Genomic DNA, 21844 nt, shown 5'->3' with positions numbered 1-21844 from the left:
GGCGGGGCCGGCGCGGCGGGCGCGGCGGGGCCGGCGCGGCGAGCGCGGGCTCGGACTGTCAGCCCGGCACGTGGGCCGCGTCGAGATGGCGCCGCGCGGCGGCGATCGCGAGGCGAGCGTGCTCCTTCGCACCGACCTGGGCGACGAGCGTGGCTCGCGGGATCTCCAGCGCGAACGGGATGCCGGTCGGCAACGCCGACAGGATGCCGAGCATGTCGATCTCGCCCTCGCCCGGGAAGAGCCGCTCGAAGCGCGCGGTGTGGATGAGGCCGGCCGTGGTGGTGGGGATCTCGCCCGGCGCATCGCACACGTGGGCGTAGTGGAACCATTCCGGGGGCAGCTGCCGCAGGTCGTCCACGCTGGAACGCGACCTCGCGAAGTGCAGGAGGTCGATGAGCAGTCCGGCGTTCGGCTTGTCGGCCGCCCGAAGGACTCTCGTCGCCTCGGCGAGGTTCGGCGTCTCGGTCCACGACGGGAACTCGAGGTCGATCGTCAGCCCGAGCGGTGCGGCGAGATCGCAGAGCTCGGCGAAGCGGTCGGTCTTGCGGGCGAAGTCGGCGTCGGGCAGCTGCGTGATGACGTGTCGCGCCCCGAGCTCGGCGCCGGCCTCGAGGAAGCGCAGGTAGTCGCGCGGGCTGTCGCCCGAGGTGAACCGCGCGAGTTCGATGTCGAGGACCTCGATGCCGGTCGCCGCGAGGTGCGTCTTGGTGGCCCGCATCAACGCGGGGTCGTAGGGCAGCGGGTAGTTGGGCTCCTGCGCCGTGACCTTCGTCATGCGCACGCCCACGGACCGGTAGCCGGCCGCCGCCGCGGCGTCCACCAGTTCGGGCGGTGAGAGGCTCAGGGCGGTCAGGTGCGCGAGCGAGTAGTCGTGCCGGTGCTCTGACTCGGGCTCGGTCGGCGCCGTCGCCAGCATCCGCAATCGCTGTCGGCGGTGGGCCGCCATGCGCAGCGGGACGCTCCGCGGGTCGCCCAGGCCGTCGTAGCCGTCGATGCGCTGCACGACCTCGAAGAAGATCCGCGAGCCCAGCATCTCCGTGAAGAAGTGCAGGAACTCCCCGTGCTCGTCCCGGTCGTAGAGGATCGAGTTCGCGCGCAGGCGGTCGACGAATCCGGCCGGCAGCGGCAGTCGCGCCTCGAGGTCGTCGTAGTAGTTCGCCGGCATCTCGAGCAGGGGCGCACCTCGCTCGCGCATCGACGTCGCGCAGGCGATCGCGTCGTCGGTGGCGAAGGCGATCAGCTGCGGGCTCGACACCCCCGGCGACCAGTCGCCGCGCCGGAGCGGGGTCGTGCTCAACGCGATGCGCACCCGTCGTCCGGGATCGTGCGCGGACCAACTGCGGATGAGGCCGAAGGGAGCGGTGATCTCCGTGGCCTCTCCGGGCACGAGCCCCAGCACCGTGCGCAGGAACAGCGTGGACTGGTCGAAGTCGTCGATCGACTCGGTGATGGACACGTGGTCGATCTCGCGCAGCGACGGCGACGGCTCCGCCGCCGCACCGGTCGACGCGAAGTCGTCGAGCCAGTCGCCGGCACCGGCCGGGGCGCAGAAGAAGAGGGCCGTGCCGTCCGGCGTCGCCACCGAGTCCAGGTCGGTCTCACCTGGACCGCGAGGCCGGGCGAGCTTGGGAGCGAGCAACCGATCGGCTCGTCGCATGGACGCCGCCGCGTCCGCGCTTTCGACGGCGATCGACCCGATCGACGCGGTCGCGGGCGCGATCGAGCGCTGCGGGGCGAGGTTGAGCAGTACCCTGGCCTCCCCCTGCTCCCACAACTCCACCGGCTTCGACCGGTGCTGTCCGGCATGGGCGAATCCGAGGGCGGCGAGCGTGCGTGAGACGAGCGGGCCGGACACCTCATCCACGGCGAGCTCGGCGAACGCGAACCCGGCCAGTGGCGGAGCCGGCGGCAGGGAGCCGCTCGCGAGCCGCGCGGCGGCCTCGCCCATGCCGCTCGCGGCCACCGTCTCGGCGAGGGCGCGCATCGCCCGCATCGCATCCGTGGCCGCATGCCTCGGGTCCTCCTGCTGGTAGACGTCGTTGAAGACCTCCAGTGCGATCGGACCGGTGTACCCCATCGACAGGACCCGACCGAGGAAGCCGGCGACGTCCAGCGACCCCTGGCCCGGGAACATGCGGTGGTGCAGGCTCCACTCGCGGACGTCCATGGCCGGCCGCGTGGCATCCGCGAGTTGCACGTGGAAGACCTTGTCGCCGGAGATCTCCGCGATGACGGCCGGGTCGTTCCCGCCGGAGAGGACGTGGAAGCTGTCCAGGCACAGGCCCAACGCCGGGTGATCGACCCGCTGGACGACGCGCCAGGCTTCCTCGAACGTGCGGATGCGCCCCCACGGCACGGCCTCGTACGCGAGTCGCAGTCCTCGCCGTCCCGCCGACTCGGCGAGGGTTGCCAGCTGTTGTGCGGTGAGGTCCTCGTCGTCGAGGCCGTTCGCCGTGCGCGACGAGCAGCACACCAGCACGCGGGCGCCGAGCTCGGCCATGAGGTCGAACTTGCGCTCGGCATGGCGAAGCGCCGCACCGAACTGCTCCGACGGCACCGTCTCGACGTGGAACGGCTGGTACACCTCGAGCGAGAGCCCGAGGTCCGCGGCCTCCTCGGCCAGGCGTGCCGGCGACCACGGCGACATGACCAGGTCGTACTCCAGCATCTCCACGCCGGTGAAGCCAGCCGCGGCCGCGGCCCGCAGCTTGTCCTCGAGCGTGCCGGAGAGGCACACGGTCGAGATGGCCACGTGCTCGGGGCCGGGTGCGACGTGCATGGGAACCGCCTTTCGGGTGGGTGGTCGATCCGCCGGCGCGGGTCAGTCCGTCGCGACGTGCTCGACCGTCTCCCCCGGCGTGTAGATGTCGAGGATGTTCCAGTGCCCCGTGGTGGGCGTCGGCACGTTGACCATCGAGACGTCGATCACGACCGGTCCGCCGAGCGCGATCGCCCGCTCGAGGGCGGGCTTGAACTCGGCGGCGGAGTCGACCTTGATGCCGGTGACCCCGTACGCTTCGGCGATCGCGGCGAAGTCGGTGTACATGGGGTCGTCCGCGGTGCCGAACACGGTTCCGTACGTCGTGTCGAACGCGGCCTTCTCGAGCCCCGCGATGGTCCCGAAGGCGTTGTTGTTCATCACGACCCAGACCACCGAGACGTCCTGCTCCCGGGCGGTGGCGAGCACCGCGGGATTCTGGCCGAACCCGCCGTCGCCGACGAGCGAGACGACGACGCGGTCGGGACGGGCGATCTTGGCGCCCACCGCCGCGGGTGCGCCGAAGCCCATGGTCGCGAACCCGCCGGGGGTGAGGAACGTGCCAGGGGTGAGGATGTCGAACTGCTGGCCGACCCCGTTCTTGTTCCACCCGACATCCGTCGTGATGATCGCGTCGGACGGGAGCACCTCGCGGGTCTCGGAGAGGATCCGCTCGGGGCGCATCGGCCAGGCGTCCGAGACCTGCGCCTCGGCGTTCTCCAGCTTCACCGTCGCCCGGCTCGCCGCGATGCGGGCGAGCAGTTCGTCGCGCCGCACCCCGTCGGGGGCGAGGCGCCTCGCGACCCGCACGAGCACGGTCAGCGCGGACTTGAGGTCGGCCAGCGCGCCGATCTCGAGCGGGTAGTTGCGACCCAGCTCGGCCGGATCGATGTCGATCTGCATGAGCCTGGTGGCCGGGATGTCGAAGGTGTACTCGGCGTACCACGAGCTCGAGTCGGCCTCGGCGAACCGGGTGCCGAGCGCGAGGATCCAGTCGGCCGTGCGCGTCGTCTCGTTGGTGAACGCGGTTCCCCAGAACCCCGTCATGCCGAGGACCAGGGCGCTGTCGTCGGGCAGCGCGCCCTTGCCCATGAGGCTGTGCGCGACGGGCAGCGACAACAGCTCCGCGAACTCCGCGAGCTCGGATGCCGCGTCGGCCGCGACGATGCCGCCGCCGACGTAGAGCACGGGCCGTTCGGCGTCCAGGAGGTTCTGCACGATGCGCTCCGCGGCCGCCTCGTCGAGGCTGGGGCGAACGAGCGACCGGGTGTTGCCGACCACCTTGTCGAAGAGCGCGACGTCGACCTCCGCGGAGAAGACGTCCATCGGCACGTCGACGAGCACGGGCCCCGGCCGGCCGCTCTCGGCCAGCGCGAACGCCTTGTCGAGCACCTCGGCGATGAGGTGCGGCTGGTCGACGCGCCACGCGCGCTTGACGAACGGCCGGTAGATCTCGTACTGCGCGGCGTCGGCGTGGAGGTTGATCTCCTGGTGCGGATGCTTCCCGAAGTAATGGGTCGGCACGTCGCCCGCGATGACCACCATCGGGATGGAGTCCAGCGCGGCGTTCGCCACGCCCGTGGTGGCGTTCGTCAGCCCGGGGCCCAGGTGGCTGAGCACCACGCCCGTGCGCCTCGCCGCTCGTGCGTACCCGTCCGCCGCGTGCGCGGCGATCTGCTCGTGACGCACGTTCACGAAGGAGATGCGTTCGCTCTTCTCGAGCGCGGCCAGCAGTGCGATGTTCGTGTGCCCGCACAGCCCGAAGACGTGCTCGACGTCGCGCGCCTCGAGGTATCTGACGATCTGGTTGGACACCAGGTCCTTCATCGGGGTCTCCTTCATGGTTCGCGTTCGTGGGGCACCGGTCGACGTGCCGGTCCCGTGTACGTGTAGCCGATGCTCTTGGGCACCGGTCCCTTGATGCGGCCGCCCTGCGCGAGCTGCTCGACGGTGTGCGCGAGGATGCCCACCGAGCGCGCGAGGATGAACACGCCGCGACCGTGCTGCGGCGTGAATCCGAGCTCGCAGTAGATGACAGCCGTCACCCCGTCGACGTTCATGGGGATCGGCTTGGACCGGCCCACGTTGATCGCGGTCTCCACCGCGCGGCCGATCGCGGCGAAGCGACCCGTCACCACTCCGTCTGCGGTCGCGTCGTCGACGAGCGCGAGCAAGGGGTGCTTCCGCGGGTCGAGCGGATGGAATCGATGCCCGAAGCCGGGAAGATAGCGGACGCCCGCATCCCGATGGCGTTGCACCACGAGCCGCGCCGCCTCGTCGAGGTCGCCGCCGCCCTCGAGCTCGGCGTCCACCTCGAGGTAGAGCTCCATGCACTGCTCGCCCGGGCCGCCGTGGATGTCGTCGAGCACGTTGATGGCCGAGGCCATCGCGCCGTTGACGGGCACGCCGCAGGTCGTCGCCATCCTGGCGATCGCGATCGACGGCGCCTGCGGGCCGTGGTCCACGGAGGCGACGAGCGCGGCCTCGAGCAGGGCGGCCTGGGCGCGCGTGGGCAGTTCGCCGCGCAGCATGAGCCAGATCGTGTCGACGAAGCCGACGTTGCCGATGAGCTCCTGGATCGGGTAGCCGCGGAGCGCGATCTCGCCGGGGTGGATGTCGATGATGTCCGTCTGCCACCATCGCCGGGCCTCGTCGAGGACCGCCTGCGGCGCCTCACCGGTCAGCGGGTCCCGCCCGCCGTCGGTCGCGCTCATCGTGCCGAGGCCGAGGTCGCGGCCGGCGCCGCGGCCGGAGCCTCGAGCGCGGCGTCGTAGAACTCGCCGAACAGCTCCTCGTCGGACGGCCGGTCCTCCGCGATGGTGCGCGAGACCCACGTGGTGTTCAGGTAGTGCCGGAGGGAGACGTTCTCGGAGGTGATGTTGCCGCCCCACGTGCCGCACCCCATCGACGAGGTCATCGGCATCCCGTTCGTGAACGATCCGGCGTTCGCCTTCGAGTTGGGCTGGCGGACCATGATGCGCGAGACCGGCATGTGCTTGGCGAAGTAGTCGATGTGCGCGTCATCCGTCGACGCGATGCCGCAGGAGTGTCCCTTGCCGCCGATGTCGTAGAGGCGCTTGGCGAGCTCGACGCCGTCCTCGAAGCTGCCGACGTAGGCGTGCACGGCCATCAGGGTCGTGAGCTTCTCCTTGCAGAACTGGCGGTCCTCGCCGATGCCGTCGCCCTCCACGAGGATGAACCTACGGTCCTCGGGGATCTCGAAGCCGGCCGCCGCGGCGAGCGCTTGCGGCGAGACCGCGACGGTGTCGGGCAGGCGGTGCCCCTCCTCGTCCCACATGACGGACTGGAGCGCGGTGCGCTGGTCGGATGTCGCGAGGTACCCGCCCTCGGACTGGAGGGCGTCCAGCATCTCCCGGTACCGGGAAGCCGGCACGAGCACGTTGCCGTCGGCGGAGCAGCCCGAGCCGAAGTCCGAGGTCTTGGAGAGCATGCAGTTCCGCGCCGTCTCCTGGAGGTCCGCCGTCTCGTCGACGAATTCGGTCGCATTGCCGGCGCCGACGCCGTAGGCGGGCGTCCCGGAGCTGTACGCGGCCCTGACGAGCCCCTGGCCGCCCGTGGCGATCACGAGGTCCGCGCGGCGCATGATCTCCTGGCTCGCCGTCAGGCTCGGGAGGGTGATGCACTGCAGGATGTCGGCCGGGGCGCCCTCGGCCTCCAGGGCCTCTCGCATGAGCCGGACGGTCTCGAGCGTCGTGTCCTTCGAGCGCGGATGCGGCGAGAACACGACGACGTCGCGGGCCTTGATCGCGTAGATCGCGTTGCCGGCGGGCGTGAGGTCGGGATTCGTGGTCGGGACGACGCATCCGATGATCCCGACGGGCTTGCCGTACTTGACGAGCCCCTTCTCGACGTCCTCCTCGATGATGCCGACCGAGGGGCTCCGCAGGGCATCCCGGAGCACGCCCCGGATCTTCATGCGCTTGTTCATGCGGCTGTCGAAGTCGCCCAGGCCGGACTCCTCGATGCCCATGCCGACCAGCCGGTGGAACGCGGAGCGGTTGGCGACGGCCCACGCGACCGCCCGGATCAGGCGGTCGACCCGGTCCTGGTCGTACGTCTCGATGATCGCGAGCGCCGCCCGGGCGCGGGCGAACACCTCGTCGAGTTCCTGCTCCTGTTCAGGCGACAGGGATCTGGGTGTTGAAGCGGCCATGACAACTCCGTCCATGGGCATTGGTGCCGACTGCCGCATGCTATTCACGCGCCGCACCCGTCGACAAAGCGTGTCCCACTGGGCAGAAATGGGTCGCGGGCGGGGGCGCCGAAATCGCCGTGCGGCGCTCGGCGCGGCATCCGCCGGTGCGAGTTGGTCCACTCGATGAGCCGCGCGGTTGCCCGGCCCTGCCCCCGGAGTTAGCGTCCGAACAGTCGGCAGGGTGCCTCGATCCCCGGATCGGGGCCGGGCCGGCTCCCCCGGGCGACGGAGGGCGCGAGTCCGTCCGTCGCCGGATCAACGACGATCAAGGAGTCAAGGGATGCGCACACGACTGACCACGAGGTTGGGCATCGCGGGGATCGGGGCGCTGATCGCGCTCACGATCACCGCCTCGCCCGCCACCGCGCTGGTGAGACCGGCCGAGCCGGTCCCGCCGGTCGGCCTCACGGGCCTCGACCCGACCGGGGCGGACATGCCCACGGTGGGCGGCAACCTGGGGAACCAGCACTACTCGGGCCTGACCGACATCACGAAGCGGAACCTCAAGAAGCTCGCGCCCGCCTGGCGCACGCACGTGTCCGCGGTCGCGCCGGCATCCGACGACACCGGACAGCAGACGACCCCCATCGTCGTGGACGGCGTGATCTACCTCGACACGCCGAGCGGCGGCGTCATCGCCGTCGACGGCGCGACGGGCGACGCCATCTGGAAGTGGGAGAACAGCGTCTTCGGCATGTCGGGCACGCGCCGCGGCGTCTCCGCGGGCGACGGGAAGATCTTCACGCTCGCCGGAGGCAACCGCGTCGTCGCCCTCGACGCCGCCACCGGGGCGGAGGTCTGGGCCGTGGAGCCCACCGGTCCCGCCGGCGAGGACCTCGGACGGGTCGGCAAGGTCGCGACCGTCTACGCCGACGGGGTCGTCTACGCCCATGCGGCGGACGGCGATCGCGGCGCGGTGGTCGCGCTGGACGCGGCCGACGGGTCCTACCTGTGGCACTTCTTCGGCGGGCCGAAGCGGGGCCAGGAGTTCACGGGCGTGGACGGCGTCACGTTCGATGCGTCCGCCACCTGGGGACCGGTGCTGCCCGACGGCACCGACTGCTCCGAGGAGGGCGGCGCCACCTCGTGGATGCACGGCGCGGTGGATCCCGAACTCGGCATGTACCTCATGACCTTCGGCAACGCGCGCAGCTGCACCTCCTCGCAGAACGGGTCGCTCCGACCGGGCGACAACCTCTTCTCGAGCACGATGGTCGCCGTGGACGCCGCGACCGGCGAGTACAAGTGGCACTACCAGTCGATCCGCCACGACGTCTGGGACATGGACAACGTGCACCCGCCGACCCTCGCCGACATCGAGGTCGGCGGCGAGGAGCGGAAGGTCGTCTTCTACGGCAGCAAGTCGGGACACCAGTTCGTGCTCGATCGCACGAACGGCGAACCGGTGCTGCCCGTGATCGACAAGCCGATGATCACCGACTCGCGCCAGAACCACGCGGCGACCCAGCCGTTCCCGACCAGCCGGCTCCTGCCGGAATGCCTCGTCTGGGAGAAGCTCGACCCCGAGAACATCCCCGGGGACCCGTGGCGCGGGGTACCCAACTACAACGGGTACCAGCCGGACGCCGAGGGCAACCTCGTCTTCAACCCCGACAGCTACGTCGCGGCCGACGAGCCGTTCCTCACGTATCCCGAGGGGCATCCGTCGGGTCATCGCGAGGGCTGCATGTACGACCCGCAGTGGGACCTGCCGATCCTCTCGACCACCAGCCAGAACGGCGGCGGCGACTGGTCGAACCACGCGTACAGCCACAGCACGAACCTCGTGTACTTCCCGTACGGCGCCAACCCGGTGGCCCACTACAACGGGGCGTCGGCGAACGGCCTGCGCGCCATCGGGCAGTACCAGACGGGCGGGATCCTCGCCTACGACGCGTCGACCGGCGAGGTCGCCTGGCGGAACCACCTCGGCACCGACATGTCGCACGGCCAGGGACCGCTCGCGACCGCATCCGACCTGCTCTTCGTCGGACAGATCGACGGCGAGCTGCTCGCGATGGATGCCGCGGACGGCGAGGTGCTCTGGAACTTCCAGACGGGCTCGGGCATCGCGTCCGCGCCGATCACCTACGAGGTCGACGGCGAGCAGTACGTCGCCGTGTTCGCCGCGGGATCGACGAACCCGTACGGCGCATCCGTCACGCAGGGCGACTCGCTCTGGGCGTTCAAGCTCGGCGGAACGTACACGACCGAGTCGGGAAGCCCGGAGGGGCCGGACACGGCACCGCTGACCATCCGCCGCCCGGTGGGCGGCGCTCCGGTGGCCGGTGAGACGGTCGGCAACACCGTGCTCCTCGCCCGTTCCAGCCGCACCGACGACACGGCGGCGGCACGCGACAGCGTGTCCACGAACGGGATGCAGCCCACGCACCTGCGGGTGCCGGTGGGCACGACGGTGACCTTCCGGAACCCCGGGGCCGAGACGTTCCCCAACTTCCCGAACGTGAAGGCGCACTGCGCGACGCAGTTCTTCGAGGGCGAGTTCGACGTCGAACTGCAGCCGGGCGAGACGTACGAGCACACCTTCGACCGGGCGGGCGAGTACTTCTTCAACGACTGCACGGACCCGCGCCCCACGGGCAAGATCGAGGTGGTCCTCGAACCGACGGAGGTCGCGGATGCGCTGACCTTCTCGCCGAGCCGGCTGCAGCTCGGCGACGGCGGCGGATGGCTCAGCCGCCTCGACCAGAAGGTGACGGCCAGGTTCGAGGTTCCCGCCGGCTACGAGTTCGAGGGCGGAGCGCAGCTCATCACGCCGCTCTCGACGAACCCCGTCGAGGTCGCCGACGTCCGGACCACCGGCTCGTGGGTGACGAAGGCGACCAAGCGCTCGTGGTTGATCCTCCGCATCGACAAGGCCGACCTCGACCACAACGTGCCGGAGGGGGCGACGTCGCTGCGGTTCGAGGCGAACTTCCTGCACGAGGGCGTCCAGAAGCGGCTCACCGCCACGGCGGACGTGACCGTGGTCAAGTAGTCGATCCCGGCGCTCGGTCGATCCGCCCCCGTCCTCACGGACGGGGGCGGATCGGTCTGTGCGGGAGATGTCCCATTCGGCGAGACTCGACTTTGCACGTCCCGGATCGCAGACCAGAGTCGCAGGGGCAGCGATGTGCGCGAGCACGCCGGCCCCGCATCAACAGAGAGGTTGACCATGCATCCTGACACCGTGGCGGTGACGCCATGACCGACGAGGGCCGAGGGCCGGAGCCCGGGCAGGACGGGCCGGAGGACGCCGGCGAGCCCGAGCGCGCACCGCGCAAGGCGACGGAGGCGGCGCTGGGCGAGTCCATCTTCCCGCACACCGACACCTTCTACTCCGGGCCGGAGCTGAACCGCGGCGTCCCCGCGGACCCCGCGTTCATCCGCGTCCTCTCCAGGATCGAGATCGCGCTCGGCGTCGCGCTGTTCGCGCTCATCGTCTTCGGCACGATGTACCAGGTGCTCGGCCGCTACTTCCCGTCGGTGGGCTGGGTCGGCGCGGGCGAGGTCGCCCTGATGTCGATGATCGCCATGACCTTCATCACGACCGGCTACCTCGTCGGCCGCAACGGCCACATCGTGCTCGAGATCTTCGACGAGATGCTCGCGGGCACCCGGCTCTTCGTCGCCCTGCGGGTCATCTCGGCGGTCATCATGGTCGCGACGAGCCTGGCGCTCGCCTACGAGGCCTTCGTGAAGATCGAGACAGAGTGGGGCCGGCTCAGCGCCGCGATGCACCTGCCGGTGGGGGTGCTGTACCTGTTCGCCCTCGTCGGCTTCCTGTCGGCGGCGATCCACTCCGGCTTCAAGATCCCGTACGCGAACCGCCCGGAGCGCAAGCTCGACATCGGCGAGATGGAAGGCTGACTCCTTGGACCTGTGGCTCTACCTCCTGCTGTTCGTCGTCTTCCTCCTGCTGCGCGTGCCCGTCGCCTTCGCGATGATCGCGTCGAGCATGCTGTACTTCTACAGCCAGGGCCTCTCGGCGGGCTACGCGATCTCCTCCATCGTGAACGGCATCAACAGCTTCCCGCTGCTCGCCGTGCCGCTGTTCATCTTCGTCGGCACGGTCGCCAACCAGCTCGGCATCGCGACGCGGCTCTACGACCTCGCGCGGGCCGCCCTGCCGCGCCTCCGGGGCAACCTCGCCTACGTCAACCTCGGCACCGCGATCGGGTTCTCCTGGATCAGCGGATCGGCGCTCGCCGACGCCGCCTCGACGAGCAAGGTGCAGATCCCGCAGATGCTGAAGGCCGGCTACCCGTACGGGTTCTCGGCGGGCCTCACGGCCTCCGGGTCGCTCATGAGCACCGTCATGCCGCCGAGCATCCCGGCCGTCCTCTTCGCGGCGACCGCCTCGATCTCGACCGGTGCCCTCTTCGCCGGCTCGATCATCCCGGCCATGCTCATGGCGCTCGGGCTCGCCGCCTACGTCTTCTTCTGGGTGCGACGCCACCCCGACGTCGCGAAACGCCAGCCGTTCGTCGGGTCGATGCTCGGCAAGGCGGCCGTGCGCGTGATCGGCCCGGCGATGCTGCCGGTCATCATCCTCGGCGGCATCTTCAGCGGACTGTTCACCCCCACCGAGAGCGCGGGCATCGCCGCGGTGTACATGCTCATCCTCGGTGCGATCTACCGCACGCTCACGTGGCGGGTGTTCTGGAACGCCGCCAAGGAGACGGTCGTCATCTCCGCCGGGATCCTGCTGATCCTCGGCGCGTCCAACCTCATGGGCCAGGTGCTCGCCCGCGAGCAGGTCTCCCGTTCGTTGGGCGAGTGGCTGACCGGGTTCACCGACAACCCGATCGTGTTCCTGCTGATGCTGAACGTGCTGCTGATCCTGCTCGGCATCCCCCTCGAGGCGCCGCCGGTGATCCTCGTGCTCGTGCCGATCCTCATGCCGATCATCGGCCAGTTCGGGATCGACCCGGTGCAACTCGGCGTCATCATGATCCTGAACCTCATGATCGGGTCGCTGACACCACCCGTCGGAGCGGTGCTGTTCGTCGTGGGCTCGATCACCAGGCGACCGATGGGCGAGCTGTTCCGCGGCGTCCTTCCGTTCCTGATCCCGCTCGGGGTCGTCCTGCTCCTGCTCACGCTGTTCCCGGTGATCGTCACGAGCCTGCCGACCCTGCTCGGCCTGATGTAGCCATGCCGGCTCCGAGGTGCGCGCGAACCGCAGCGGGCATCTCGGAGCACGGCCGACCGGCTCGGAGAGGAACATGATGGCGCGCCGGCTCTTCGTCCTGAACGGCTCGAATCTCAACATGCTGGGGGCCCGGCAACCCGAGGTCTACGGCCGGGCGACGCTCGAGGACGTCCGTGCGGACTGCGAGCGCGTGGCGACGGAACTCGGCTTCGAGCTCTTCTTCGCGCAGTCCAACGCCGAGCACGAACTCGTCGAATGGGTCCACGACGCCTTCCGGGAGGACGCGGTCGTCGTGATCAACCCGGCCGGCTTCAGCTTCCGGTCCGTGCCCCTGCTGGATGCCCTCAGGATGCTCGGCTCCGCGGTGGTCGAGGTGCACATCACGAACATCCATGCCAGGGATGCCGTCTACCAGCGTTCGCTCATCTCGTCGGTCGCGCGCGTGGTGATCGCCGGTGCCGGCGTGTACGGCTACGAGCTGGGCATCCGCGCCGCACACCGCCTGGCCTCGGAGGGGTCCGCCTGACCGGTGCGGCGTCGACGGTCAGCCGTGCGCGATCGCGTCGGCGACCCTCGCCCCGAACACGAGGGCCTTCGTGAGCGCCGTCCCCGTCATGTACGAGGCACCGTGGAAGCCGCCGACGACCTCGCCCGCGGCGTACAGCCCGTCGATGCGGCTCCCGTCGACGCGCTTGACCGATCCGTCGGGAGCCACGCTCAGTCCTCCGTAGGTGGAGGTCATCGCGCTCACGGCGGCGTACGCGAAGAACGGTGCGCTCGCCACGGGGACCAGGCTCCCGGTCCCGTTCACGAGGCCGAGCCGGCCGAACGCGTCGTCGCGTCGCCCCGCCACGGATTCGTTGTACTCGGCGACCGTGCGGGCCAACCGCTCCGCCGGGACGCCGAGCTCACGGGCGAGGTCGCGGATGGTCGGCGCGCTCACGAGGTGTCCGAGCTCCTCGAGCCGCTCCATGTCGGAGAGCGGGACGCCCGGCCTCGATCGTGCGCGCACGACGGAGTCGAAGACCTGGAAGGCCGTTCCGCCCGGCTGGCCAAGGACCGCCGAGCCGAGCACCTTGTACGACGCGGACTCATCCGCGAAGCGCTCGCCGCGCTCGTTCACGAGGATCGCACCGAGGTAGTTGGCCGTCAGCAGTTCATGCTCGTCGTCCGTCGTCTCGGGATGCTGGCCGTACGTCGCGGCGACGTGCCCGATGTCGGCCAGCCCGGCTCCGAGCCGCCACGCCATGCGAAGGCCGTCACCCGTGTTGCCGACCCCGCCGTACGGCATCGCGGCCGCCTGACCCGGCACGAAGAGCTCGATCAGTTCCCGCGAGCGCGAGAATCCGCCGGTGGCGAGGACCACGCCCGAGCTCCCGATGAGGTCGCCGCGCTCGGAGGAGACGCCGACCACCCGGGCGCCCTCGGTGACCAGTCCCCCGGCCGCGAGTCCCGGGAGGAGGACGGCACCCGCCGAGACCGCCTCGTGCTGGAGATGGGCGAGCAGGGCGTCGATCCGGATCAGGTGCGCACGGGCGCGCGTCATCCCGGCGCTGACCTTGAGCTCGCCGGTCCACGCGTCGGCTCGATCGATCGCCGCGATGGCGCCCGCCTGGCCTTCCACGAGCGCTCGCAGCAGTGCAGGGTCGGCGACGCCACCGCCGCTCTCGACCATGTCCGCGAGGAAGCGCTCGTCGGAGTCCTCGACGCCGGCTCGACGCTGGAGCGCGGTGCCCGACAGGGCGAACCATCCGCCGCTCATCGCGGAACTCCCCCCGAGCCGGCCGCATTTCTCCACGAGGGCGACGCTCCGGCCGTGCGCGGCGAGACGCTGCGCCGCGGCCAGTCCCGCGAGTCCCCCGCCGACGACGACCGCGTCGAATTCGCGGCGCGCGAGCCTCGTCATCGCCGCCCCTGGCCGTCCGCCGGACCCTCGGTCGCGCGCGCGTCGATGGCCGCACGGAACTGCGCGACGTCCACCGTCGCACCCGTGCGCGCGGCGAGCGCCGCCGCCTCGACGAGCGCGAGCGTCCGCGAGGCGTCCTCCGCCGTGACGAGGGGTCGAGTCACGCCGCGCGCGACGTCGATGAAATGGGCCAGCTGCGCCTGGAACGAGCCGCGCGGGGCGACGGGGAGATAGGTGCGCGACAACGGGGAGTGCCAGTCCGCCGGGACCGCGGGATCGTAGGCGTACCTCGCGAGGTTCGGCACCGACAGCGCACCCTGCGTGCCGACGACCCGGTACGCCACCCCGTCCGGGAGGTACGGGAAGGCGAGGGTCTCCTCCGTGGCCTGGTCCCAGCCCCAGGGCGAGACTCCGGCATCCGAGGCGAGCAGGCTCCCCACCGCGCCCGACTCGAACCGCAGGCTCAGGGACACCGTGTCCTCGACCTCCAGGCCGCGAGCGTGGGAGCTGGTCATCGCCTGCACCTCGGCGACCTCGCCGCAGAGGTGGCGCAGGAGGTCGAGGTCGTGGACGACGTTGATCAGCAGCACCCCGGCGCCGGGTCGACGATGCCAGGACGTCTCGGCGAAGTACGCGTCGTCCTTGCGCGCCGACCAGATCCCGCCGACGGCGACGACCGAGCCGAGCTCTCCCTCCTGGATCGCGGCGCGAGCTCGCGCCACGGCGGGATGGTGTCGTCGATGGTGCCCGACCAGGAGCCGTCCATCGAGGCGGGCGACCGCGGCGACGAGGCGGCGGGACTCGGCGTACGCCATCGCGACCGGCTTCTCGACGAGGACCGCGACGCCGGCCTCGAGGCAGTCGAGCGCGGTATCGACGTGGAGCGCGTTCGGGTTGGCGATGACGACCGCGTCGAGGTCCTCGGCCGCGAGCATCGAGCCGGCGTCCTCGTAGCCCGGCAGGCCGCGCCCCGCTTCCGGGGCGGGCACCGGGTCGGCGACCGCTGCGAGCGTCGCCCCCGGAGCGGCCCGGATGAACTCGAGGTGCTGCCGGCCCATGAAGCCCGTTCCGACGACGCCGATGCGGATCGGGGGTGGTTCGTGCTCGGTCACGGGACCTCCCTGCGTCAACGACGTCGAGCCGGTGCGAAGACCCGAGCGTATGGCAGGATGAACCGACCCGCGGGGGTCGTTCCACTCAGCGGTGAGGGCATCTCCCGGCGGCCCCGACCGCATGTTCCACTCGACGGGACATCGCTTTGCGAACCGTTCGAAGTCCGTCAGAGTCGGCACTGCCACCGGGCCGCAACGTGACAGCGTGGTCGACGAGGATCTCGCCCAGTGCGGAGTCGAGTCGATCCGGACGTCGCGCGTCGGCCATCGAATCTCACGTCAGACCTTGCACGAAGACGTGCGGAGAACAAGAGGAGAGTCCCATGGGCACAGCCCGATCGACGCGCCGAGGCATCATCGCCGCGTCGGTGTTCGCAGCAACCACCCTCGTCGTCACCGGCTGCGCCGGAGGCGGCTCCGGCCCCGACGAGACGGGCGACGCGGCCGGTTCGGAGAACACGCCGGTCACCCTCACCGTGGCGACGAGCCAGAACGAGCAGACGCCGAACTACTACTGCGGCGTCGAACTCCTGAAGGAGCGGCTCGAGGAGGCCGACATCGGCCTGACCGTCGACCTCTACCCGGCGAGCCAGCTCGGACCCGACGCCGACCGCTTCCCACAGGTCCAGGCGGGCGACATCGACATCGACCTGCAGGGCGCCTCCGCGCTCAGCGCGACGTACGAGCCCATCGGCGTCGTCGATGCCGCCTACGCGTTCGACGACGTGGACCACGCCTTCCAGTGGATCGACGAGAGCTCGGAGGAGTTGTTCACGGGCTTCCACGAGGCCACCGGCGTCAACATCGTCGACGGATGGTTCTTCGGCAACCGCACGTTCACGACCAAGGACGTCGAGGTGCGCAGCCCCGACGACCTGGCCGGCGTGCCGATCCGGTTCCCGAACTCGCCGATCTTCCTCGCGAACGCCGAGGCGCTCGGCGTGACGAACCCCGTCTCGGTCGCCGTCGAGGAGGTGTACACCGCACTGCAGCAGGGCATCGCGGTCGGCCAGGAGAACCCCATCGTCGCGACGCGCTCGTCGAGCTACGACGAGGTGCTCAACACCGCGATCCTCAACGACCACAACGTCGGCATCCACTGGATCATCGTCAGCGACAAGACGTACGAGAAGCTGAGCGAGGAGCAGACGGCGCTGCTCGAGGAGACCATCCACGAGATCCGGCCCGAGAACGCGGACTGCGTGGAGGAGGAGACGGAGAAGATCCTCGACGAGTATCGCGCGAACGACGCCTTCACGGTCGTCGAGCAGGACGACATCGACATGGATGCCTTCCGAAGCAAGGCCGAGGAGTACTTCGAGGGCTACTTCACCGGTGAGAACCTCGAGGCCTACCAGGCCATCCGGGAGACAGCCGGCTGAGCTCGGCGCCACGGCGAACGGGGCGGGTGCGCATGCGCACCCGCCCCGTTCGCCGTTCGCCGTTCCGGCCCGTGGACCGCTCGCACGTCCGCGGCATCCGTCGCCCCGTCGTCAGTCGGTGCGCGAGGCCTCGATGCGGCGACCGAGCGTGATCCCGGCCGCACGCACGGCCGAGGCCATCCGCTCGGGCACCACCGATGCGGCCGACCCGGCCACGGAGATCGCGGCGATGGGCACGCCGCCCGGTCCGAGGACCGGGCTCGCCACGCAGGCGCGGCCGAGGACGCACTCCTCCTTCTCGGTGGCCACGCCGAGCCGGCGGATGCCGGTCAACTCGCGCCGGAACTCCGACGCGTCGGAGATCGTCCACCGGGTCCGCGGGTGCAGGCCGCCCTCGATGACGCGCTCGACCGCCGCCGGAGGCGAGAATGCGAGGATCGCCTTCCCGAGCGCCGTCGCATACGCGGGAAGGCGGCCGCCCACCCGCGCCGAAGGCGCCTCGGCGGGATCGGCGCGGACCGTCATCAGGAAGACGACGTCCGGTCCCTCGAGCACGGCCAGGTTCACGGCCCGGCCGGTCACCTCGCGCAGCTCGGTCATGACGGGGAGGGCGAGGTGGCGCAGCCGTCGCGGCTCCTCGACGGTGATGGCCAGCTCGAAGAGCCGGACCCCCAGGGTGAACTTGTCACCGTCGCGCTCGAGGAATCGCTGGCCGACCAGGTCGGCCGCGATCCTCGAGACGGTGGACTTCGGCAGGTTCGCGCGCCGGGCGAGTTCGGAGACGCCGAGGCCCTCGTCGTCCTCGCCGAACGCGTCGAAGACGGCCGTCACGCGGTCGAGCACGCTGACCGAATCGGTCCAGTCCGCGGTACGCATGGTCAGGCTGCCGTCAGTCGGCGGCCGACGGTCGTGCCCGCGGCACGGACCAGGGGTGCCACGCGGTTCGGGTCCATCGCTCCGCTCGGGCCGGCGATCGAGATCGCCCCGAGGACCACCCGGCCTCCCGACAGGACGGGACTCGCGACGGCGAGGATCCCGGGGTAGGAGACCTCCAGGTCCATCGCGACGACCGAGGCGCGGACGTGCGTGAGCTCGTTCCGGAAGTGGTCGGCGTCGTCCTCGACGAGCGGCGCGCTCACCCGGTCGACGATGCCCTGATCGGCGCAGAACGCGAGGTAGGCCTTGCCGCTGGCGGTGGTCAGGGCCGGCGAGTGCATGCCGGCGCGCGTCGGGAGCATCGGGAGGCGCCCACCGGCGGCGGCGATCGACACCATGTCGGTCCCCTGCTGCACCCAGAGGCCGATGCGTTCGCCGGTGACCTCGCTCAGCTGCCGGATCACGGGTGCGGCGGCGGCGAGCAGCCGGCGCGGCAGGCTCGCGCGCGCACCGAGTTCGAAGAGGCGGAGGCCGAGCCGGACGCCGTCGTCGACGCGCTCGAGGTAGCGCTGGGCGGTCAGTTCCGCCACCAGGCGCGAGACGGTCGACTTCGGCAGCCCCGTGCGCAGCGCGAGGTCGGTGATCGAGATCGGGCCCGCGGAGTCCTTCACGGCGTCGAGGATCGCGATGATCCGATCGAGCACGGCGACCGGGGCGACCGGGGCGGTGGGCCCGGCGGGACTGCTGTTCCATTCGGCGAGACTCGTCATCGAATTTCCCCTCTCAGCGGCTTGAATCGTCGTCGATCGCGCTTCGCGTTCGAACGTACTAGTTAGTACACACAGATGCAATGCTGTTTCGAGAGTCACGCGGGCCGGGCACCGGATGCCGCAGAAGGGCGCCATGCGCACATCGATCGCCACGGTCTGCCTGAGCGGCACGCTCGACCAGAAGCTCGTCGCCGCGCGCGCGGCGGGCTTCGACGGCGTCGAGGTCTTCGAACCGGATCTCATCGCCTCTCCCCTGTCGCCCGAGGCCGTCCGGGCGCGAGCCGAGGAGCTCGGGCTGTCCCTCGACCTGTACCAGCCGTTCCGGGACTTCGAGGGCGTCGGCCAGGAGCTGCTCGACCGGAACCTCCGCCGTGCCGCGGCGAAGTTCGCCCTCATGCATCGTCTCGGCATCCGGACCATGCTGCTGTGCAGCAACGTCGCGACGGCGACGAGCGGCGACGAGCACCTCGCGGCGGGCCAGCTGCGCCAGCTCGGGGACCTGGCCGAGCGCTTCGACGTCCGCGTCGCGTACGAGGCCCTTGCCTGGGGCACCTTCGTCGACAGCTTCGACGCCGCCGCCCGCATCGTGGGCCTCGCCGCGCACCCGCGGGTCGGCCTGTGCCTGGACAGCTTCCACATCCTCTCGAAGGGGCACGATCCCGCGGGGATCGAGGACATCCCGGCCGACCGGATCTTCTTCGTCCAGATGGCGGACGCCCCGCTCCTCTCGATGGACGCGCTCTCGTGGAGCCGTCACCACCGACTCTTCCCCGGCGAAGGCGACTTCGACCTCGGCGGCTTCATGGGGCACCTCGTCCGAACCGGCTACGACGGCCCCGTCTCGCTCGAGATCTTCAACGACACGTTCCGGCAGGCGGACCCGTTCGCCACGGCGGTCCACGCCCGGCGCTCCCTCCGCTGGCTCGAGCACGAGACGGCCGTGGCGACCCGCCGGGCCCGCCGGGGCTCGGACGAGGGCGCGGGCTCAACCTCGGAGGCGGCCGCGGTCCCCGACGAGGGCGCAGGAGCGCACCGCGTTCGCATGGCGACGACCCTCCTCCCCGCCGTGTCGCCACCCGCCGAGGTGACCTACGTCGAGCTGCGAACCGGCGACCTCCGCGAACTGCGGCACCTGCTCCGGCAGCTCGGCTTCCGCGCGCACGGAGCGCACCGGAGCAAGGACGTCGAGCTGTGGTCGCAGGGCGCCGCACGGATCGTCCTCGGCGCGCCCGAGGCGGAGCAGGACCAGCCGACCGTCGCCGGCATCGGCCTCTCCGTCCAGGATCCGGCCGCCGGTGCCGACCGCGCTCGAGGCCTCTACGCGCCCGCCGTCCCCCGGGAGGAGGCGAGCGGCGAGGAGCCCCTCCTCGGCGTTCGGGCACCCGACGGCTCCGAGGTGTTCTTCGGTGCCGTGCGCGGAGCCGAACCGCAGTGGGTGCGCGAGTTCGGCCGGCCTGACGACGGAGACCCGCCGTCGATCGAGCGCGTCGACCACGTCAACCTCGCCCAGCCCTGGGAGCACTTCGACGCCGCGGTGCTCTTCTTCCACGCGGTCCTCGACCTGCGCACGGAGCCGACGACCGAGGTGGCCGCACCGGTGGGGCTCATCCGCAGCCAGGTCCTCCGGAGCAGCGACGGGGTCCTCCGGGTCGCGCTCAACCTCGTGCCCTCGGGTGCGAGTGCGGACGCGATCCTCCCCCAGCACGTCGCCTTCGCGACATCCGACGCCCTGTCCCTCGCACGAGCCGCGCGCGGCCGGGGCTTCGAACCCCTCGACATCCCGGACAACCACTACGACGACCTGCAGGCGCGCCACGAGCTGGAGCCGGGCCTCCTCGAGCAACTGAGGGAGCTGAACGTCATGTACGACCGGGATGGGGTCGGGGAGTTCCTCCACTTCTACACGCATCCGGTCGGAACCGTCTTCCTCGAGGTGGTCGAGCGGCGTGGCGGCTACGCGGGCTACGGTGCGCCGAACGCGCCCGTTCGGCTGGCGTCCCAGTACCGGCACCGTCATGCCGTCCGACAGGTCGGCCTCGCGAACCCGGTCGCCTCGTGACCGGCGGGACTCCCATCGACGCCCCCGCCCACGGCCCCGGCCCCGGCCGCGGCGAGGGCGGCTACCTCGTCGGCCTGATCGGCGAGGGCATCACCGCGTCCCTCACACCGGCCATGCACGAGGCCGAGGCGCGGGAACTGGGCCTGCCGTACGAGTACCGCATCCTCGACCTCATCGAGCTCGGCCGGCCGGCGACCGATGTGGGCGCGCTCCTCGAGGACGCCGCATCCGCCGGCTTCCACGCGATGAACATCACCCACCCGTGCAAGCAGCTCGTGCTCGACCTCGTCGACGAGCTCGACGCGGATGCCGCGCGCCTCGGCGCCGTGAACCTCGTGCTGTTCGACGGCGACCGCATGGTCGGGTACAACACCGACTGGATGGGGTACCGCGACGGCCTCACGACGGGACTGCCCGGCGCCTCGTTCGAGCGTGTCGTGCAGATCGGATGCGGCGGGGCCGGCGCGGCGACCGCCTACGCCCTCCTCGTGAAGGGAGCCGAACGACTCGACCTGTCGGACGTGGACGGGGCCCGGGCCGAGGAGCTCGCCGCCCGCATGCGGGCCCACTTCCGGGAACAGGCGATCACGGCGGTCGCGCCCGACGAGCTGCCGGAGGCCATCCGGCGGACGAACGGCGTCGTGCACGCGACCCCGCTCGGGATGGCGCACCATCCGGGCATCGCCTTCGACGTCGGGCTGCTGCGCGATGGCGCCTGGGTCTCGGACGTCGTCTACCGGCCACTCGAGACCGAGCTCGTCCGGCGCGCGGCCGAACGGGGGCACGCCGTGCTCGACGGCGGGCCGATGGCCGTCGGGCAGGCATGCGCTAGTCTCCGAATCATCACGGGCTCGACGCCCGATCGTGAGCGGATGGAGCGGCACTTCCGTGCCCTCATCCGCGACGAGGGACCGTCCGGCGCTGGAGGGAGTTCGCAATGACCGATCGGCTGGCCGAGGTGCGCGACACCGGGATGACCGAGCGCGCGATCCGCACGCAGGGAGACATCCTCGAGGTCGCGACCGCGGAGTTCGCCGCGAACGGCTACGCCGGTGCGCGCGTAGACGAGATCGCCGCGCGCACCCGCACGACGAAGCGCATGATCTACTACTACTTCGGCTCGAAGGAGGGCCTCTACCTCGCGGTCCTCGAGCGCGTGTACGCGCAGATCCGCCGCGTCGAACGCGGCATCCAGATCGATGAGCTCGCACCCGACGAGGCGCTCCGGAAGCTCGCCGAGGCGACCTTCGACCACCACACGACCCACGAGGCGTTCATCCAGCTCGTGAGCATCGAGAACATCCATCGCGCGGAGCACCTCCGCCAGTCCGAGACCATCATGCGCGAGAACGTCACGGCCATCACCCTCCTGGAGCAGGTCATCGCGCGGGGCGTCGAGGCCGGCATCTTCCGCGACGACGTCGACGCGCTCGACGTGCACATGGTGATCAGCGCGTACGCGTGCTTCCACGTCGCCAACCGGCACACGTTCGCGGCCATCTTCGACCGGGACATGCTGGACCCCGCGCTGCAGGACTCCCACCGCCGGCTCATCGGCGACATGGTCATCGCGACGATGACGGATCGTCGGCGCACCGCCCGCTGACCCG

Annotated in this window: 16 protein-coding genes; 8 read left to right on the top strand and 8 right to left on the bottom strand. The window is 70.8% G+C overall.

Annotated features, from left to right (window positions below; all coding sequences use genetic code 11):
• Nucleotides 1-58 precede the first annotated feature (58 nt).
• From GQQ95_RS16605 to GQQ95_RS16590, 4 genes are read right to left on the bottom strand one after another with little or no spacing between them, the layout of a single operon-like run.
• Nucleotides 59-2779: a TIM barrel protein gene (locus GQQ95_RS16605; protein WP_212275528.1), complete on the bottom strand. Its 2721-nt coding sequence runs from the start codon at nt 2777-2779 to the stop codon at nt 59-61.
• A gap of 42 nt (nt 2780-2821) precedes the next feature.
• A complete protein-coding gene (locus GQQ95_RS16600; RefSeq protein WP_157428731.1) occupies nt 2822-4585 on the bottom strand; it encodes a thiamine pyrophosphate-binding protein in 1764 nt (587 codons plus the stop codon).
• 11 nt (nt 4586-4596) lie between these two features.
• Nucleotides 4597-5472 carry a citryl-CoA lyase gene (locus GQQ95_RS16595; protein WP_157428730.1) on the bottom strand — a complete coding sequence of 292 codons (876 nt, stop codon included), beginning with the start codon at nt 5470-5472 and terminating at the stop codon, nt 4597-4599.
• Nucleotides 5469-6932: an aldehyde dehydrogenase family protein gene (locus GQQ95_RS16590; RefSeq protein ID WP_157428729.1), complete on the bottom strand. Its 1464-nt coding sequence runs from the start codon at nt 6930-6932 to the stop codon at nt 5469-5471. The genes GQQ95_RS16595 and GQQ95_RS16590 overlap by 4 nt, the downstream gene beginning before the upstream one ends.
• A gap of 322 nt (nt 6933-7254) precedes the next feature.
• Between GQQ95_RS16590 and GQQ95_RS16585 the strand changes: the two genes are divergently transcribed.
• The 4 genes from GQQ95_RS16585 (at nt 7255) to GQQ95_RS16570 (ending at nt 12655) form a co-directional block, all read left to right on the top strand.
• Nucleotides 7255-9972, top strand: coding sequence for an outer membrane protein assembly factor BamB family protein (locus tag GQQ95_RS16585; protein WP_157428728.1), 2718 nt, complete (start codon nt 7255-7257; stop codon nt 9970-9972).
• Between the two features lie 206 nt (nt 9973-10178).
• Nucleotides 10179-10844 (top strand): TRAP transporter small permease, encoded by a 666-nt coding sequence (locus GQQ95_RS16580; protein WP_157428727.1) that lies wholly within the window; start codon nt 10179-10181, stop codon nt 10842-10844.
• 4 nt (nt 10845-10848) lie between these two features.
• Nucleotides 10849-12129 (top strand): TRAP transporter large permease, encoded by a 1281-nt coding sequence (locus tag GQQ95_RS16575; protein ID WP_157428726.1) that lies wholly within the window; start codon nt 10849-10851, stop codon nt 12127-12129.
• A 73-nt stretch (nt 12130-12202) separates the two neighbouring features.
• The gene (locus tag GQQ95_RS16570) at nt 12203-12655 is read left to right on the top strand and encodes a type II 3-dehydroquinate dehydratase (protein WP_212275526.1); all 453 of its coding nucleotides are present in this window, start codon (nt 12203-12205) and stop codon (nt 12653-12655) included.
• Nucleotides 12656-12673: 18 nt separating this feature from the next.
• On the opposite strand, the gene GQQ95_RS16565 is transcribed toward GQQ95_RS16570, so the two are convergent.
• Both GQQ95_RS16565 and GQQ95_RS16560 read right to left on the bottom strand, forming a co-directional pair.
• On the bottom strand, nt 12674-14035 hold the full coding sequence (locus GQQ95_RS16565) for an FAD-dependent oxidoreductase (RefSeq protein ID WP_157428725.1): 1362 nt from the start codon (nt 14033-14035) through the stop codon (nt 12674-12676).
• On the bottom strand, nt 14032-15147 hold the full coding sequence (locus GQQ95_RS16560; RefSeq protein ID WP_212275524.1) for a Gfo/Idh/MocA family protein: 1116 nt from the start codon (nt 15145-15147) through the stop codon (nt 14032-14034). Before GQQ95_RS16560 ends, GQQ95_RS16565 begins: the two co-directional genes overlap by 4 nt.
• A gap of 323 nt (nt 15148-15470) precedes the next feature.
• Between GQQ95_RS16560 and dctP the strand changes: the two genes are divergently transcribed.
• A complete protein-coding gene (dctP, locus tag GQQ95_RS16555) occupies nt 15471-16529 on the top strand; it encodes a TRAP transporter substrate-binding protein DctP (RefSeq protein WP_157428723.1) in 1059 nt (352 codons plus the stop codon).
• Nucleotides 16530-16640: 111 nt separating this feature from the next.
• Here dctP and GQQ95_RS16550 read toward each other — a convergent pair whose 3' ends face one another.
• The gene (locus GQQ95_RS16550) at nt 16641-17405 is read right to left on the bottom strand and encodes an IclR family transcriptional regulator (protein ID WP_157428722.1); all 765 of its coding nucleotides are present in this window, start codon (nt 17403-17405) and stop codon (nt 16641-16643) included.
• A gap of 2 nt (nt 17406-17407) precedes the next feature.
• Nucleotides 17408-18175 (bottom strand): IclR family transcriptional regulator, encoded by a 768-nt coding sequence (locus GQQ95_RS16545; protein WP_170297107.1) that lies wholly within the window; start codon nt 18173-18175, stop codon nt 17408-17410.
• Nucleotides 18176-18308: 133 nt separating this feature from the next.
• Here GQQ95_RS16545 and GQQ95_RS16540 point away from each other — a divergent pair, with 133 nt between their 5' ends.
• From GQQ95_RS16540 to GQQ95_RS16530, 3 genes are read left to right on the top strand one after another with little or no spacing between them, the layout of a single operon-like run.
• A complete protein-coding gene (locus tag GQQ95_RS16540) occupies nt 18309-20234 on the top strand; it encodes a bifunctional sugar phosphate isomerase/epimerase/4-hydroxyphenylpyruvate dioxygenase family protein (protein WP_157428720.1) in 1926 nt (641 codons plus the stop codon).
• Nucleotides 20231-21175: a shikimate dehydrogenase gene (locus GQQ95_RS16535; RefSeq protein WP_343032771.1), complete on the top strand. Its 945-nt coding sequence runs from the start codon at nt 20231-20233 to the stop codon at nt 21173-21175. Before GQQ95_RS16540 ends, GQQ95_RS16535 begins: the two co-directional genes overlap by 4 nt.
• Nucleotides 21172-21840 (top strand): TetR family transcriptional regulator, encoded by a 669-nt coding sequence (locus tag GQQ95_RS16530; RefSeq protein ID WP_157428719.1) that lies wholly within the window; start codon nt 21172-21174, stop codon nt 21838-21840. The genes GQQ95_RS16535 and GQQ95_RS16530 overlap by 4 nt, the downstream gene beginning before the upstream one ends.
• Nucleotides 21841-21844 lie beyond the last annotated feature (4 nt).

Origin of the sequence: Agromyces salentinus (assembly GCF_009749395.1) — a bacterium.
Lineage (GTDB): Bacteria > Actinomycetota > Actinomycetes > Actinomycetales > Microbacteriaceae > Agromyces > Agromyces salentinus.
Note: the sequence above shows the minus strand (reverse complement) of the source record. Positions and strands in the feature narration are given on the sequence as shown.

Excerpts from the sequence above, each read along its gene's own strand:
- GQQ95_RS16605 (WP_212275528.1), bottom strand. The coding sequence starts at position 2,779 with ATGCACGTCGCACCCGGCCCCGAGCACGTGGCCATCTCGACCGTGTGC.
- GQQ95_RS16600 (WP_157428731.1), bottom strand. The coding sequence starts at position 4,585 with ATGAAGGACCTGGTGTCCAACCAGATCGTCAGATACCTCGAGGCGCGC.
- GQQ95_RS16595 (WP_157428730.1), bottom strand. The coding sequence starts at position 5,472 with ATGAGCGCGACCGACGGCGGGCGGGACCCGCTGACCGGTGAGGCGCCG.
- GQQ95_RS16590 (WP_157428729.1), bottom strand. The coding sequence starts at position 6,932 with ATGGCCGCTTCAACACCCAGATCCCTGTCGCCTGAACAGGAGCAGGAA.
- GQQ95_RS16585 (WP_157428728.1), top strand. The coding sequence starts at position 7,255 with ATGCGCACACGACTGACCACGAGGTTGGGCATCGCGGGGATCGGGGCG.
- GQQ95_RS16580 (WP_157428727.1), top strand. The coding sequence starts at position 10,179 with ATGACCGACGAGGGCCGAGGGCCGGAGCCCGGGCAGGACGGGCCGGAG.
- GQQ95_RS16570 (WP_212275526.1), top strand. The coding sequence starts at position 12,203 with ATGATGGCGCGCCGGCTCTTCGTCCTGAACGGCTCGAATCTCAACATG.
- GQQ95_RS16565 (WP_157428725.1), bottom strand. The coding sequence starts at position 14,035 with ATGACGAGGCTCGCGCGCCGCGAATTCGACGCGGTCGTCGTCGGCGGG.
- dctP (WP_157428723.1), top strand. The coding sequence starts at position 15,471 with ATGGGCACAGCCCGATCGACGCGCCGAGGCATCATCGCCGCGTCGGTG.
- GQQ95_RS16550 (WP_157428722.1), bottom strand. The coding sequence starts at position 17,405 with ATGCGTACCGCGGACTGGACCGATTCGGTCAGCGTGCTCGACCGCGTG.
- GQQ95_RS16545 (WP_170297107.1), bottom strand. The coding sequence starts at position 18,175 with ATGACGAGTCTCGCCGAATGGAACAGCAGTCCCGCCGGGCCCACCGCC.
- GQQ95_RS16540 (WP_157428720.1), top strand. The coding sequence starts at position 18,309 with ATGCGCACATCGATCGCCACGGTCTGCCTGAGCGGCACGCTCGACCAG.
- GQQ95_RS16530 (WP_157428719.1), top strand. The coding sequence starts at position 21,172 with ATGACCGATCGGCTGGCCGAGGTGCGCGACACCGGGATGACCGAGCGC.